The sequence below is a fragment of the Yimella lutea genome (assembly GCF_006715095.1).
GTDB lineage: Bacteria > Actinomycetota > Actinomycetes > Actinomycetales > Dermatophilaceae > Yimella > Yimella lutea.
The window spans coordinates 2,522,001-2,535,377 of the sequence record NZ_VFMO01000001.1 but is presented as its reverse complement, the minus strand read 5'-3'; the positions used below and the strand labels follow the sequence as shown (position 1 = coordinate 2,535,377).

Below are 13,377 nucleotides of genomic sequence, written 5' to 3'. Positions count from 1 at the left end.
CCAGCAGCCGCTGCAACGAAGGAGATAACAGGTGGCACGCCTTTTCACGTCCGAGTCGGTGACCGAGGGACACCCGGACAAGATCTGTGACCAGATCAGCGACTCGATCCTGGACGCGATGCTCGCGCAGGACCCGAACTCCCGTGTCGCCGTCGAGACGATGGTGACCACCGGCCTGGTGCACGTCGCCGGTGAGGTGCGTACCGAGAGCTACGTGCCGATCGCCAAGCTCGTGCGCGAGACCATCATGGAGGTCGGCTACGACAGCTCGCTCAAGGGCTTCGACGGCAACTCCTGTGGCGTGTCCATCTCCATCGGTGAGCAGTCGGTCGACATCGCCCAGGGCGTCGACCAGGCCCACGAGCACCGTGCCGAGGGCGGCACCGAGGCGCTGGACGCGCAGGGCGCCGGCGACCAGGGGCTGATGTTCGGGTACGCGTGCGACGACACCGCCGAGCTGATGCCGCTGCCGATCTTCCTCGCGCACCGCCTGTCCGAGCGCCTCACCGCTGTCCGCAAGAGTGGCGAGCTGGCCTACCTGCGCCCCGACGGTAAGACCCAGGTCACCATCTCCTACGAGGGTGACAAGGCCGTCAAACTCGACACGGTTGTGCTGTCGACCCAGCACTCGGAGGACATCTCGCTCACCGGGATGCTCGAGCCCGACATCGACCAGCACGTCATCAAGCCGGTGCTGGAGGAACTCGCCGCGAGTGGCAACAGCCTCGACGTCAGCAGCTACCGCAAGCTGATCAACCCCACCGGCAAGTTCGTCATCGGTGGCCCGATGGGCGACGCCGGCCTCACCGGCCGCAAGATCATCGTCGACACGTACGGCGGCATGGCACGCCACGGTGGCGGCGCGTTCTCCGGCAAGGACCCCTCGAAGGTGGACCGTTCGGCCGCGTACGCGATGCGTTGGGTCGCCAAGAACGTCGTTGCCGCGGGCCTGGCCACGCGCTGCGAGGTGCAGGTCGCCTACGCCATCGGCAAGGCGCAGCCGGTCGGTCTGTACATCGAGACCTTCGGCACCGAGACCGTCCCGGCCGACAAGATCCAGGCTGCAATCACCTCGGTCTTCGACCTGCGTCCGGCTGCGATCGTGGAGCAGCTCGATCTGCTGCGTCCGATCTACAAGCCGACCGCTGCGTACGGCCACTTCGGCCGCACCACCGCAGACGGTGTCGACAACCCGTTCACCTGGGAGCAGACCAACCGCGTCGAGCAGCTCCAGGCCGCAGCCCGATAGCCGCTCGACCTTCCTGAATCCGCGTGAGTTCGTGCTCCGGTGGACTGATCGACCGGCGTGTCGTCGACGGCTGATAGAACGAACCCGTGACAGACGAGCACCCGGCGACACCGCAGCAGTTGGAACTGCTGCGGACCGCCGCGCGCGCGAAGAAGCAGCGGCCAGAGCCGACGCTCGCGCAGTTCGATCCGGTGGCGGTGGTAATGCTCGACCTCGGCGTCGCCCACCTCGATCGCACCTTCGAGTACGCCGTCCCGGCCGACCTGGACGAGGCCGCACGGCCCGGCGTGCGGGTCAAGGTGCGCTTCGGCGCACAGGACGTCACCGGTTACCTCCTCCAGCGCACGGCGACGGCCGAGCACGTCGGCAAACTCGTCCCGCTGCGCACCGTCGTCTCCGACGAACCGGTGCTCACTCCCGAGATTCTGCGTCTGTGCCGACAGATCGCCACCGACCAGGCCGGGTCGGTGTCCGACGTCGTCCGGCTCGCTGTTCCACCCCGTCATGCTCGGGCCGAGGGCGCGCTCGCGACCGAAGGCAGTGCGCCGTGGACGCCGCTGCTGGAGACGAGCGCGGCCTGGGCGCGTTACCCGGCGGGGCCGGCATTACTGCGCCGGATCGCAGCAGGGCAGGCGCCCGCAGCGTCCTGGCTCGCTCTGCCGAGCACGGATCCGGCACTCGATTGGCCGCGGGCGCTCGCCGACGCCGCCCGAGCGGCCCTGTCCGCCAAGCGGGGGGTCATCATCACCGTCCCCGATCACCGCGACGTCGAACGCGTCGCGCGCGAACTCGATGACCAGATCGGCAAGGACTCCTATGTCCGCCTCACCGCCGACCAGGGGCCACAGGCGCGTTACACCGCCTGGCTCAAGGTGCTGCGGGGTCATGTGCAATGCGTGGTCGGCAACCGCGCCGCGGCCTTCGCGCCGGTGCACGACCTCGGCCTGATGCTGTGCTGGGACGACGGCGACAACCTGCTCACCGAACCGCGGGCTCCGTACCCCACCACCCGCGACATCCTGTGGCGCCGACATCTCGACTCCGCGGCCGCCCTCGTGCTCGGCGGGTTTGCGCGCTCCGTCGCCGTCGCGCAATGGATGGACGAAGGACGGGTCGTCTCTGTGGAGGCCCGGCCCGTCCGGGCGCAGTTGCCCCGGGTCAACGTCGCCGGCGACGACCGCGAGGTGGAGCGGCACGGCCCGGCGGCGCATGCTCGCCTGCCGGCCAGCGCCTGGAAGGCATTGCACGACGGACTGCAGACCGGACCGGTGCTGGTGCAGGTGCCTCGCCGCGGATACGTTCCCCGGTTGCGCTGTGTCACCTGTGGTCACGCGGCGCAGTGCCCGACCTGCCACGGCCCGCTGCAACTCGCCGGCTCCGACCAAGCTCCGCACTGCGCGTGGTGCGACACGCGAGTGGACGGGTTCCGGTGTCCCGAGTGCGATGACACCCGCCTGCGAGCATCCGTCATCGGTGCTCGGCGCACCGCCGAGGAACTGGGACGCGCGTTCCCGGGTGTGCCGGTCGTGCGATCCGGAGCGGGCCAGATCGTTGCCCGCGTGCCCGCAGCACCGGCCCTCGTGATCTCCACACCGGGTGCGGAACCCGTTGCCGAGCAAGGGTATTCAGCCGTCCTCCTGCTCGACGCGTGGGCAATGCTCGACCGGCCGTCCCTGCAGAGCAACGAACAAGCGATGCGCCAGTGGTTGGCAGCCGCGGCACTGTGCCGTTCGGCGGACGACGGCGGAGTGGTCGTGCTCGCCGGCGCGGAGGCGACGTCGCCGGTCGTGCGGCATCTGGTGCGATGGGCCCCAGCGGCCCTCGCCGAGAGCGAACTCGCCGAGCGCACCGCGCTCGACCTACCACCCACCCGCTGGACGGCCACGCTCACCGGTACGCCGGACGCAGTGACGGCGGCGGCGTCCACCGTCCCCGGCTGGCTCGAGCGCTTCGGTCCGGCACCGCTCCCGGGCCCGGAACCCCAGGTGCGATTGCTGCTGCGAGCCCCGGCGGACCGCGCCGGGCAGGCCTCGGGCGCCATCACCGCGTTGCGTACTTCGCGCAGCCTCGCGAGGGCCAAGGACCACCTGTCCGTACGGGTCGACCCGGACGGATCGACCCTCTGATCCGGGCGATACGGTTTCCGGCATGGATCTCGACATCGACCTCGATGACGAACGCTTCGCACCCGCCCCGGCCGAAGCCGTGATCTTCGACCTCGGCAACGTCCTGATCCGGTGGATCCCGCAGGACGCGGTGGCGGCCGCACTCGGGCCGGACAAGGCGCGAGAATTCGTGCACCATCCCGAGTTCGATTTCTTCGCCTGGAATCTCACCAACGACGCCGGACGTACACCCGCGCAGGCCGTGGCCGACGTCCGCGCCCGGTTTCCGGAACTGGAGCCCGCCGCGCAGGCCTACATCGACAACTTCACCGCCTCGCTCAGCCCGATCGAGGGTTCGATCGAGGTGCTGCGTGAACTCGACCGGGCCGGTGTACCCCTGGTGGCGCTCACCAACTGGAATGCCGACCTCTTCGCGCTCGCGGAACAGCAGTACGACTTCCTGGAGATCTTCGAGGACATCGTCGTGTCCGGCGAGGAGGGCGTCGTCAAGCCCGACCCGGAGATCTGGGAGGTGCTTGCCGAGCGCACCGACCACATCGGCGGCATCGACGACTTCCTGTTCATCGACGACTCGATCGTCAACGTGCAGTCGGCCGTCGAAGCCGGCATCGACGCCGTCCAGTTCACCGGTCCAGAGGATCTTCGTCAGGACCTCGCCGCCCGCGGGTACGACGTGCGTCCGGTGGCCTGAGCGTGCGCATCGTCTTCGCGGGCACTCCTGAACCCGCCGTTCCTTCCCTGCAGGCCCTGCTCGAGTCCCGGCACGAGGTGGTCGGCGTCGTGTCCCGGCCGGACGCTCCTGCCGGGCGCGGACGCTCGCTACGACCGTCACCGGTGAAGGAGGTCGCGGTCCGGGAAGGCCTGCCGGTCTCCACCCCGGGGCATCCCAAGGAACCGGATTTCCAGGAGTGGCTGCGCGCGCTGCAGCCCGACGTGTGCCCCGTGGTCGCGTACGGTGCCCTTGTGCCGCGTGCGGTGCTCGACATCCCGCGACACGGCTGGGTGAATCTGCACTTCTCGCTGCTGCCTGCCTGGCGCGGTGCGGCCCCCGTCCAGCACGCCTTGCTGCACGGCGACGACGTCACCGGTGCCACGACCTTCCTGCTCGAACAGGGTATGGACACCGGACCGGTGCTGGGCACGATGACCGAGACGATCAAACCGAGCGACACCTCGGGCGACCTGCTGCAGCGGCTCGCCGGCGCAGGCGCCGGCCTGTTGGTCGCCACCCTCGACGCGATGGAAGAGGGCACGATCACCCCTGTTCCGCAGCCCGCCGAAGGCGTCTCGACGGCGCCGAAGATAACCGTTGACGACGCTCGGATCCGTTGGCACGAGCCGGCATTCGCGATCGATCGCCGGGTGCGCGCCTGTTCACCGGCCCCGGGCGCATGGACGATGTTCCGGGACGCCCGCCTGAAGATCGGGTCGGCTCGTCCGGTCGACGAGCCAGGCCTTGCGCCAGGTGAGCTTCGGGTGACCAAGAAGGCGGTGTTCGTGGGCACGGGATCGGGCGCTGTCGAACTCGGCATCGTGCAGCCGCACGGCAAGAAGGCAGTACCGGCGCCCGACTGGGCGCGCGGCGCACGTATCGAGGAAGGGGAGTCACTGGCATGAGCGACTCCGAGCAGTCCGGCAGGAACCACGACGAATACCGCAACGCCAAAGGCCGGCAGCGTCCGCAGGCGCGTCGCACGTCCGACCGAGCCAGGTCCGAGCAGCGGCCCGCCGAGCGCCGCCGCAGCGGGGACCCGGCACGACGGGTGGCGTGGGACGTCCTGCGACAGGTGCACGACAACGACGCATACGCCAACATCGCTATGCCGAAAGCGTTGCGCGACAACAGGATCAGTGGACGCGACGCCGCGTTTGCGAGCGAGCTCGCTTACGGCACGTTGCGGATGCATGGCCTCTACGACCGGATCATCGAGCATGCCGCCGGACGCGGTGCGTCGCAGATCGACCCCGCCGTGCTCGACACCATTCGCCTCGGCGCACACCAGTTGCTCGGCATGCGAGTGCCGTCACACGCCGCCGCGTCCGAGACCGTGGCCCTGGCCCGCGAGGTCAACGGTGCGGGCGCGGCCGGGTTCGTCAACGCCGTGCTGCGTCGGGTCAGCGAACGCACCCGCGAGGAATGGGTCGCCGAGGTGACCGCCGGACGTGAGCCGCTCGCCGCGTTGGCGGTCGAGCACTCCCACCCCGAGTGGATCGTCCGGGCCCTGCGGGGTGCGCTGATCGGCTCGGGTGCCGCGGCTGCGGAGAATGTCGATGCCGAACTGCGGCGGTTGCTCGAGGCGGACAACGACCCGGCCGACGTCATGCTCGTCGCCCGTCCGCACCTGGCAACGGTCGAGGAACTGCTCGACGAGGGGGCGACGCCGTCGCGCCTGTCGCCGTTCGGTGCCCGGATGTCGGGGGGAGACCCCGGAGCCATCCGCGCTGTGCGCGACACGCGTGCTGCTGTGCAGGACGAGGGCTCACAACTGCTCGCCCTCGCTTTGGCATCGGTGCCCGTCGAGGGTGATCAGCAGGAATGGCTCGACCTGTGCGCCGGGCCCGGCGGCAAGGCGGCTCTGTTGGCTTGCCTTGCGGCAGAACAGGATTCGGTGTTGTTCGTCAACGAGGTCAGCGAACATCGCACCGACCTGGTGCGGCGGACGATGGCCGCGGCGCTGCAGTCGGGTATCGAGGTGATGATCGGTACCGGTGACGGCCGGGAACTCGGAGCCGAAGAACCCGACACCTACGACAAGGTGCTGGTCGACGCTCCCTGCACGGGCCTGGGCGCATTGCGTCGTCGTCCGGAAGCGAGGTGGCGCAAGTCGGCGTCCGACGTCGCCGGTCTGACCACGCTGCAGGGTGAACTGCTCGACTCGGCGATCGCGGCGACCCGCCCCGGCGGAGTCATCGGCTACGCGACCTGCAGCCCGCACACCGCCGAGACCACCGCGGTTGTCGCTGACGCGTTGAAGCGACACCCGGAGGTGGTCCAGGAGGACGCTCGGCCGTACTTCAAGGACGCGACGGGCAAGCAGATTCCCGACCTCGGCGACGGCCCCGGCGTTCAGTTGTGGCCGCATCTGCACGACACCGACGCGATGTTCTTCGCCCTGCTGCGCAAGCAGTCCACGTCCGTCTGACTCCCGAAAAGGTATGTCCCACATGCAGATCGCACCGAGCATCCTGTCCGCTGACTTCGCCAACCTCGAGGCCGAGCTGAAGCGGATCGGCAATGCCGAGTGGGCACACGTCGACGTCATGGACGCGCACTTCGTGCCGAATCTCACGCTCGGCCTGCCGGTCGTGGAGTCGCTGCTGAAGGTGGCGCCGATGCCGCTGGACTGCCACCTGATGATCGACGACCCCGACCACTGGGCACCGAAGTACGCCGAGGCAGGGGCACAGAGTGTCACCTTCCACATCGAGGCCGCGAAGGACCCGGTGAAGCTGGCCCGAGCGCTTCGGTCGGCGGGAGCCCGTGCGTCGATGGCGATCAAGCCGGGCACCGACTTCGCTCCGTACGAGGAACTCCTGCCCGAACTCGACATGGTGCTGGTGATGACCGTCGAACCCGGGTTCGGTGGCCAGTCGTTCATGGCGGACCAGATGCCGAAGGTGCGTCAGGTGCGCGAGGCCGCCCGCAAACACGGCGGCGACATCTGGGTGCAGGTCGACGGGGGAGTGTCCGCCAAGACCATCGAGCAATGCGCCGAGGCGGGGGCCGATGTCTTCGTCGCCGGGTCGGCGGTCTACGGCGCCGATGACGCGGCGGCCGCAGTCGACGAACTGCGCGAGCTGGCCGCATCCTGCGTCCACTGACGACGATCCACAGGCCGAACGACTACCGCCGACTGCGCTCGAGTGGTACGCAGGAGTATGCGCCGCCGGCTCGGCGACCCCTGCGAAACGGAGAATCTGTCATGAGCAACCCGACGAGCAACCCGACGAGCAACCCGATAGGCACTGTGGTCAGCACGATCGAGGAGATGGGCGGCCTCGACAAGATCAGTGAGCCGTACGCCGGCTTCGTCGGCAGATTGACCGGCAACAAGGCGGTCAAGAACATCCTTTCCGGCACCTTCCTCGGCCACCCGATCCATCCGGTTCTGTCCGACGTGCCGATCGGCGCGTACGCCATGGCGACCGTGCTCGACCTCACCGGAGCAGACGCCGCGGCGGCGCGCCGGTTGGTGGGGGTGGGGATCCTCGCCTCCGTTCCCACTGCGGCCACCGGGGCGTCCGACTGGTCGGACAGCTACGGAGCCGAACAGCGGGTCGGGTTGGTGCACGCCGCTGCCAACTCGGCCGCCACCGTCCTGCAGGTCGCGTCCTGGGTGGCGCGTGGGAAGGGTCGGCATTCCACCGGGCGGCTGCTGAGCCTGGCAGGGGTCGGTCTCACCGCGGGGGCCGGTTACCTCGGTGGACACCTGTCGTTCGTCAAGGGTGTAGGTGTCAACCACACCGCGTTCGAGCACCGCACGGACGACTGGACCGACGTCGCTGCCCGCGTCGATCTCACCCCTGGCACGCCGATGCGGGTGACGGCGGACGGTGTCTCGGTGGTACTCATCGAACAGAACGACCGGGTGTACGCGCTGTCGTCCGTGTGCACGCACGCCGGTGGCCCGCTCGACGAAGGAACAGTCCAGGACGGATGCATCCGATGCCCTTGGCACGGAAGCGAATTCAGACTGAGGGACGGCAAGCCGATGCGTGGTCCGGCGTCGGTCGAGCAGCCCAGCTGGGACGTGAAGATCGCCGACGGGCGGGTGCTGGTCAAGGCGTCCTGAACCTCAGCCTTCGCGGTCGGCATTGCCGCGCAAGAGGATGACGCGATCACCGAGACCACCCAGCCGGTCGAGTACCTGGACGGGAAGTGTCATACTGATCGGCGAAACGTGCTCCGGGGTCAGCGAAACTCTGAGCCGGCGGTGACAGTCCGCGACCCGTGATCCTCTTCGGAGGTGAGCGGTTGACCTGGTGGAATTCCGGGACCGACGGTGAAAGTCCGGATGGGAGGCGCACGTTCAGGGTCTGCTTCGGCATTCTCTGAGCACGCAGGGTGCCCTGCGGGTGTGCATCATTCGATGTCAGCCCGTGCGGGTTTCCTGGCGTTCGCCATCGCCCCGGTTCACGTCCATGACGGACGACCGAAGGAACCGATGGCGCTCAGCCCCCAGGACGAGCAGATGCTCGACCGTGCGCTGGCACTCGCCGCGCTCGGCTCTCTCGTCGACCCCAATCCACGCGTCGGTTGCGTTCTCGTGCGAGACGAAGTGGTCGTCGGGGAGGGCTTCCACGCAGGCGCGGGCACGGCCCACGCCGAAGCCGCCGCACTCGCACAGTCCGGCGAATCGGCCCGGGGCGCAACGGCTTTCATCACGCTCGAACCCTGCACGCATGTCGGACGAACGCCGCCGTGTGCACAGGCGCTCATCGACGCCGGGGTCGAGCGTGTGGTTTTCGTAGCGGCGGATCCATCGGAGCGAGCAGGCGGCGGAGCAGCGCTGCTGCGTGAGGCCGGAATCGCCGTCGAAAAGGCGTCCCCGCGCTTCGAACAGTCCTCCAGAGCGCTGAACGAAGCTTGGTTCTTCGCGGCCGAGCACGGCCGGCCCCACGTGACGTGGAAGTACGCGACCACCCTCGACGGCCGTATCGCCGCGGCCGACGGCAGCAGCAGGTGGATCACCGGGGACGCGTCCCGGGCGGACGTCCACGCGCTGCGCGCGCGCTCCGGCGCGGTCGTCGTGGGAACCGGCACCGCGCTGACGGACGACCCGGCCCTCACCGTCCGCGGCTCGGCGTACACCGGACACGACCCGCTACGGGTCGTCGTCGGGCACCGTGACCTTCCGGCGGACAGCCGGCTGCTCGAACCCGAAGGAGAAATCTGATGTTCACCGGAATCATCCAGGAACTCGGACGCGTCGAAAGCATTGAACGGCAGGGCGATTCAGCCCAGATCGTGGTGGGGGCGAGGGACGTCGAGGAGGTCAGGGCATGAACTCAACTCCTTCGAGGACGCACTCCAGGCGCTACGAGACGGACGTCCGATGCTCGTCGCCGACGACGAGTCCCGTCTACCTGCGTGGTCACGAGGGTCGCGGCGTCGGCCTGCCGGTCGACGCCCGGGAGTACGCGGCGGCAGCAGCGATCCTGCACAGCCTCGACATCTGCGATGTTCGGCTGATCAGCAACAACCCCGCAAAGCGACTCGGGTTGCAGGACAACGGAATCGAGGTTGGTTCGATGGAGCCGTCACCGGTGCGCGTCAGCGATCACAATCTGCGCTACCTACAGACCAAACGTGACCGGATGGGTCACGACCTTCCCGACCTCCACGAAGGAGCAACCGTATGAGCGGACACGGAGCACCGACCGTCCAGGTCGACGGGCGCGGTCTGAGGGTCGCTGTCGTCGCCGCGAGTTGGCACGAACAGGTGATGGACGGCCTGCTCGCCGGAGCACAGCGGTCCCTGGACGATGCCGGCGTCGCGGACGCCACCGTCGTCCGCGTCCCGGGATCCTTCGAACTTCCGGTCGCAGCGGCACGTCTGGCCGCCGACCATGACGCGGTCGTCGCACTGGGCGTGGTGGTGCGGGGCGGGACACCGCACTTTGACTACGTCTGCCAGGCAGCCACCATCGGCCTCACCGAGGTCTCGGTGCGCACCGGCGTCCCGGTCGGATTCGGGGTGTTGACGTGCGACGACGATCAGCAGGCTCTGGATCGGGCGGGCTTGCCCGGTTCGAGTGAGGACAAGGGATACGAGGCCGCGACTGCGGCCTTGGCGACCGCGCGTACGCTTCGCGACGCGCCACGACACACATCAGGAGAACACGCATGAGAACGACCGTGCTGGCCGCTGCCGCGGGCGGCGAGCAGAACTTCTTCCAGCAGCTGTTGGAATGGCACCTCGACATCGGCAAGTACCAACTGCACTGGCTCGAGTTGATCGGTGTGCTGATCGGTGTCGCGTCCGCCTACCTCGGTATGAAGCGCTGGGTGTGGGCGTGGCCGGTCGGCATCGTCGCCAACGTCATGCTGTTCTTCGTTTACATCGGAGCCGCGTTCGGCACTGACACCCGCATCCCGCTGTTCGGGCAGGCCGGGCGACAGATCTTCTTCATCACCACCAGCATCTACGGCTGGTGGCGGTGGAACCAGTACCGCAAGAACAAGCGCGCGGAGGCGTCCGAGGCGGCCGTCACCCCGCGATGGGCGACGAACAAGGAACGCCTGCTGATGGCGGCTTTCTGGATCGTGGGAACGGTGATTGCCCACGCCGTCTTCCAGGCGATCCTGGACGCGAATGCCAACCCGCACTGGACGCCGGAATGGTGGTTCGCCTGGTGCGACGCATGGGTGTTCGTCGGGTCGATCGTCGCGACGTACGCGATGGCCCGCGCCTGGAACGAGTTCTGGCTGGCGTGGATCGTGGTCGACCTGGTGGGAGTGCCGTTCGGGTTCGCCACCGACTATGTGCCCACAGCGGTCATGTACATCTTCTACGGGCTGTTCGTGATCTACGGGTTCACCCAGTGGGTGAAGGTGACCCGGCGAGAGCGCGGGAGCCAACCGGTCACGGCCTGACCCCCACCCGCCGAGTGGCCGGGGTCACGTGGGCGCGTCCACGTCCCGGCCGCTCGTCCGCGGGCTCCGCCCCGCTGCGTACCCTTGTGCCCCGTGAAGAGCTTCGAGCAGTTGTGGGCCGAGCTGCAGGACAAGGCAGCCGAGCGTCCCGAAGGATCCGGCACGGTCGCAGAGATCGAGGCCGGCGTCCACTTCATCGGCAAGAAGATCGTCGAGGAGGCTGCCGAGGTGTGGATGGCCGCCGAGTACGAGGGCAACGACAAAGCCGCCGAGGAGATCAGCCAGCTGCTCTACCACCTGCAGGTGCTGATGCTGGAGCGCGGCATCGCGTTGGAGGACGTCTACCGACATCTCTGAGCCCCGAGTGGTTCGAGCCGATCTTCAATCTGCACAAGGAGTTTCACCATGCTGCGAGTCGCCATGCCGAACAAGGGCAGCCTCGCCGAGTCCGCCGCCGAGATCATGCGTGAGGCGGGTTACCGCGGTCGTCGTGAGTCGAAGGAATTGGTCGTCGTCGACGCCGACAACGACGTCGAACTGTTCTTCCTGCGACCACGGGACATCGCCGTGTACGTCGGACGCGGGACGCTCGATGTCGGCATCACCGGCCGCGATCTGCTGCTCGATTCCGGAGCGCCGGCGATCGAGGCCATGCAGCTCGGCTTCGGTGCCTCCACCTTCCGGTACGCCGCGCGCCCTGGTGTTGCTTGCTCGGTGGGCGACCTTGCGGGCAAGCGCGTCGCCACGAGCTTCGAAGGTCTCGTCGAATCCGATCTGAAGAACGCCGGTGTCGAGGCGTCCGTCGTCCGACTGGACGGTGCCGTCGAGACCGCGGTCACCCTCGGTGTCGCCGACGTCATCGCGGATGTCGTGGAGACCGGTACCACCCTGCGCAACGCCGGGCTCGAGGTGTTCGGCGAGCCGATCCTGAAGAGCGAAGCCGTTCTGATCCGTCCGGCGGAGGCCGGCGCGAACCCCGCGGTCGACGTCCTGGTCCGCCGCTTGCAGGGTGTGCTCACGGCCCGCGACTACGTGATGCTCGACTACGACATCCGCAAGGACCTCGTCGAGAAAGCGTCCGCGATCACGCCCGGCCTGGAGTCACCGACGATCTCCCCGTTGCACGACCCGGACTACGTCGCGGTGCGTGCGATGGTGCCGCGCAAGCGCACGAACGCCCTCATGGACGAGCTCTACGACCTGGGTGCTCGTGCCATCCTGGTGACAGAGATCGCTGCCTGCCGATTGTGAGTTCTCGATGAACACCCCGAGCGGTTCCGACCCACACCATTCGGGCGACCACGACCCGTACACGCCGTTCCGGCCCCGCAGCGGACGGTGGGTGCCGCTGGTGGCGGGGCTTGCCTCGATCGCGGTCTTCGGTTTCGTGGCCATCAACCTGCCCCGCGGCGGCGTCACCGGGTGGACCGTCCTGGACGCGCTCATGATGTTCCTGCTCGGCGTCGGCATGGCTGCGTTCCTTTGGCGCTACACCGCGATCAAGGCCGTGCCCACCGACAAGGGCTTGATCGTGCGCAACCTCTTCCTCACCCGGGAGGTCGCCTGGGAGGAGATCCTCGGCGTCCAGTTCGGCGGTGGGTCACCGTGGCTGATCCTCGATCTCGCGGACACCGAACAGCTCGCCGTGATGGCGGTACAGCGCGCCGACGGCGAGTTCGCCCAGGCCGAGGCGCAACGAATGGCAGCATTGGTGGAGGCCAACGCCTACCCGGACGAATCCGTCGGCTGACCGAAGTCTTTCTTGTTCAGGCGGATTCGCGGAGCAAGTGGCTGGTGTCGAAGACCAGGTCGGCGTGTTCGCGGGTCTCGTCACCGGTGAACAAGGATTCTTCCTGCTCGGCCCATGTGTCCCAGTGCTCGTCGAACGCGCCTGCATCGCGGACGAGTCCACGGGCGCGGCGTAGGTCATCGTCTGCTTCCAGCCACACCCGGACGTCGCTCAGCTGACCCGCCGGGCCGACACTGCAGCCGCATCCTTCGACGATCACGTACGGCGCGGGCTCCACGAACAACTCTGCAGTGAAGTCGCCCTCGATCCAGTCGTACTGCTCATAGGTGGCAATCTCGTTGCCCCGCAACGGGATCAGGATGTCGTCCGTGAGTGCCGGCAGGGCAGCTGCCAGGCCGTTCCAGCCGGGGTAGAGGTCGTCCATGTGGACGACGGGCGCGTCGTCCAGCACCGCCGACAACTCGCCGGCGAGGGTGGTCTTGCCGGTCGAGGAGCGCCCGTCAATCGTGATCGTCACGGGGCGGTCGGTGATCTCGCCGGCACGCTGAAGCGCTGCGCGGGCGATCTTCTCGACCATGGGGTTCTTCGCCTGTGGGCGGCTCAGATGGTCAGCGGCGTCCGCCTGCTGAGCTGTCGGGGTCTCGGTCACGTGCCG

The 13,377-nt window shown here is 68.2% G+C and carries 15 protein-coding genes and 1 riboswitch; of the genes, 14 read left to right on the top strand and 1 reads right to left on the bottom strand.

Annotated features, from left to right (window positions below):
• Nucleotides 1-31 precede the first annotated feature (31 nt).
• From metK to FB459_RS12180, 14 genes are all read left to right on the top strand, one after another.
• Nucleotides 32-1,249, top strand: a complete 1,218-nt coding sequence (gene metK / locus FB459_RS12245; protein ID WP_141928712.1) for a methionine adenosyltransferase — start codon at nt 32-34, stop codon at nt 1,247-1,249.
• Nucleotides 1,250-1,335: 86 nt separating this feature from the next.
• On the top strand, nt 1,336-3,375 hold the full coding sequence (locus FB459_RS12240; protein WP_246092428.1) for a primosomal protein N' family DNA-binding protein: 2,040 nt from the start codon (nt 1,336-1,338) through the stop codon (nt 3,373-3,375).
• A 22-nt stretch (nt 3,376-3,397) separates the two neighbouring features.
• Nucleotides 3,398-4,066 carry an HAD-IA family hydrolase gene (locus FB459_RS12235; protein ID WP_129625028.1) on the top strand — a complete coding sequence of 223 codons (669 nt, stop codon included), beginning with the start codon at nt 3,398-3,400 and terminating at the stop codon, nt 4,064-4,066.
• A 2-nt stretch (nt 4,067-4,068) separates the two neighbouring features.
• The gene (gene fmt, locus FB459_RS12230) at nt 4,069-4,992 is read left to right on the top strand and encodes a methionyl-tRNA formyltransferase (RefSeq protein ID WP_129625029.1); all 924 of its coding nucleotides are present in this window, start codon (nt 4,069-4,071) and stop codon (nt 4,990-4,992) included.
• Nucleotides 4,989-6,518: an RsmB/NOP family class I SAM-dependent RNA methyltransferase gene (locus tag FB459_RS12225; RefSeq protein WP_129625030.1), complete on the top strand. Its 1,530-nt coding sequence runs from the start codon at nt 4,989-4,991 to the stop codon at nt 6,516-6,518. Before fmt ends, FB459_RS12225 begins: the two co-directional genes overlap by 4 nt.
• 22 nt (nt 6,519-6,540) lie before the next feature.
• Entirely contained in the window at nt 6,541-7,197 is a 657-nt protein-coding gene (gene rpe / locus FB459_RS12220) for a ribulose-phosphate 3-epimerase (RefSeq protein WP_129625031.1), read from the top strand.
• Between the two features lie 101 nt (nt 7,198-7,298).
• Entirely contained in the window at nt 7,299-8,168 is an 870-nt protein-coding gene (locus FB459_RS12215; protein WP_168990169.1) for a Rieske (2Fe-2S) protein, read from the top strand.
• 105 nt (nt 8,169-8,273) lie between these two features.
• Nucleotides 8,274-8,406: riboswitch (FMN riboswitch) on the top strand.
• Between the two features lie 59 nt (nt 8,407-8,465).
• Nucleotides 8,466-9,272 carry a bifunctional diaminohydroxyphosphoribosylaminopyrimidine deaminase/5-amino-6-(5-phosphoribosylamino)uracil reductase RibD gene (ribD, locus tag FB459_RS12210; protein WP_246092427.1) on the top strand — a complete coding sequence of 269 codons (807 nt, stop codon included), beginning with the start codon at nt 8,466-8,468 and terminating at the stop codon, nt 9,270-9,272.
• Nucleotides 9,273-9,378: 106 nt separating this feature from the next.
• The gene (locus FB459_RS12205; protein WP_141928711.1) at nt 9,379-9,738 is read left to right on the top strand and encodes a bifunctional 3,4-dihydroxy-2-butanone-4-phosphate synthase/GTP cyclohydrolase II; all 360 of its coding nucleotides are present in this window, start codon (nt 9,379-9,381) and stop codon (nt 9,736-9,738) included.
• Nucleotides 9,735-10,226 carry a 6,7-dimethyl-8-ribityllumazine synthase gene (gene ribH, locus FB459_RS12200; protein WP_141928710.1) on the top strand — a complete coding sequence of 164 codons (492 nt, stop codon included), beginning with the start codon at nt 9,735-9,737 and terminating at the stop codon, nt 10,224-10,226. Before FB459_RS12205 ends, ribH begins: the two co-directional genes overlap by 4 nt.
• On the top strand, nt 10,223-10,972 hold the full coding sequence (gene pnuC, locus FB459_RS12195) for a nicotinamide riboside transporter PnuC (protein ID WP_141928709.1): 750 nt from the start codon (nt 10,223-10,225) through the stop codon (nt 10,970-10,972). The genes ribH and pnuC overlap by 4 nt, the downstream gene beginning before the upstream one ends.
• A 93-nt stretch (nt 10,973-11,065) precedes the next feature.
• Nucleotides 11,066-11,329 (top strand): phosphoribosyl-ATP diphosphatase, encoded by a 264-nt coding sequence (locus FB459_RS12190; RefSeq protein WP_141928708.1) that lies wholly within the window; start codon nt 11,066-11,068, stop codon nt 11,327-11,329.
• Nucleotides 11,330-11,377: 48 nt separating this feature from the next.
• Entirely contained in the window at nt 11,378-12,223 is an 846-nt protein-coding gene (gene hisG / locus FB459_RS12185; RefSeq protein ID WP_141928707.1) for an ATP phosphoribosyltransferase, read from the top strand.
• A gap of 7 nt (nt 12,224-12,230) precedes the next feature.
• Nucleotides 12,231-12,722 carry a PH domain-containing protein gene (locus FB459_RS12180; RefSeq protein WP_141928706.1) on the top strand — a complete coding sequence of 164 codons (492 nt, stop codon included), beginning with the start codon at nt 12,231-12,233 and terminating at the stop codon, nt 12,720-12,722.
• A 16-nt stretch (nt 12,723-12,738) separates the two neighbouring features.
• Here the strand turns inward: FB459_RS12180 and FB459_RS12175 are convergent, their stop codons facing one another.
• Nucleotides 12,739-13,371 carry a nucleoside/nucleotide kinase family protein gene (locus FB459_RS12175; RefSeq protein ID WP_141928705.1) on the bottom strand — a complete coding sequence of 211 codons (633 nt, stop codon included), beginning with the start codon at nt 13,369-13,371 and terminating at the stop codon, nt 12,739-12,741.
• Between the last annotated feature and the right edge of the window lie 6 nt (nt 13,372-13,377).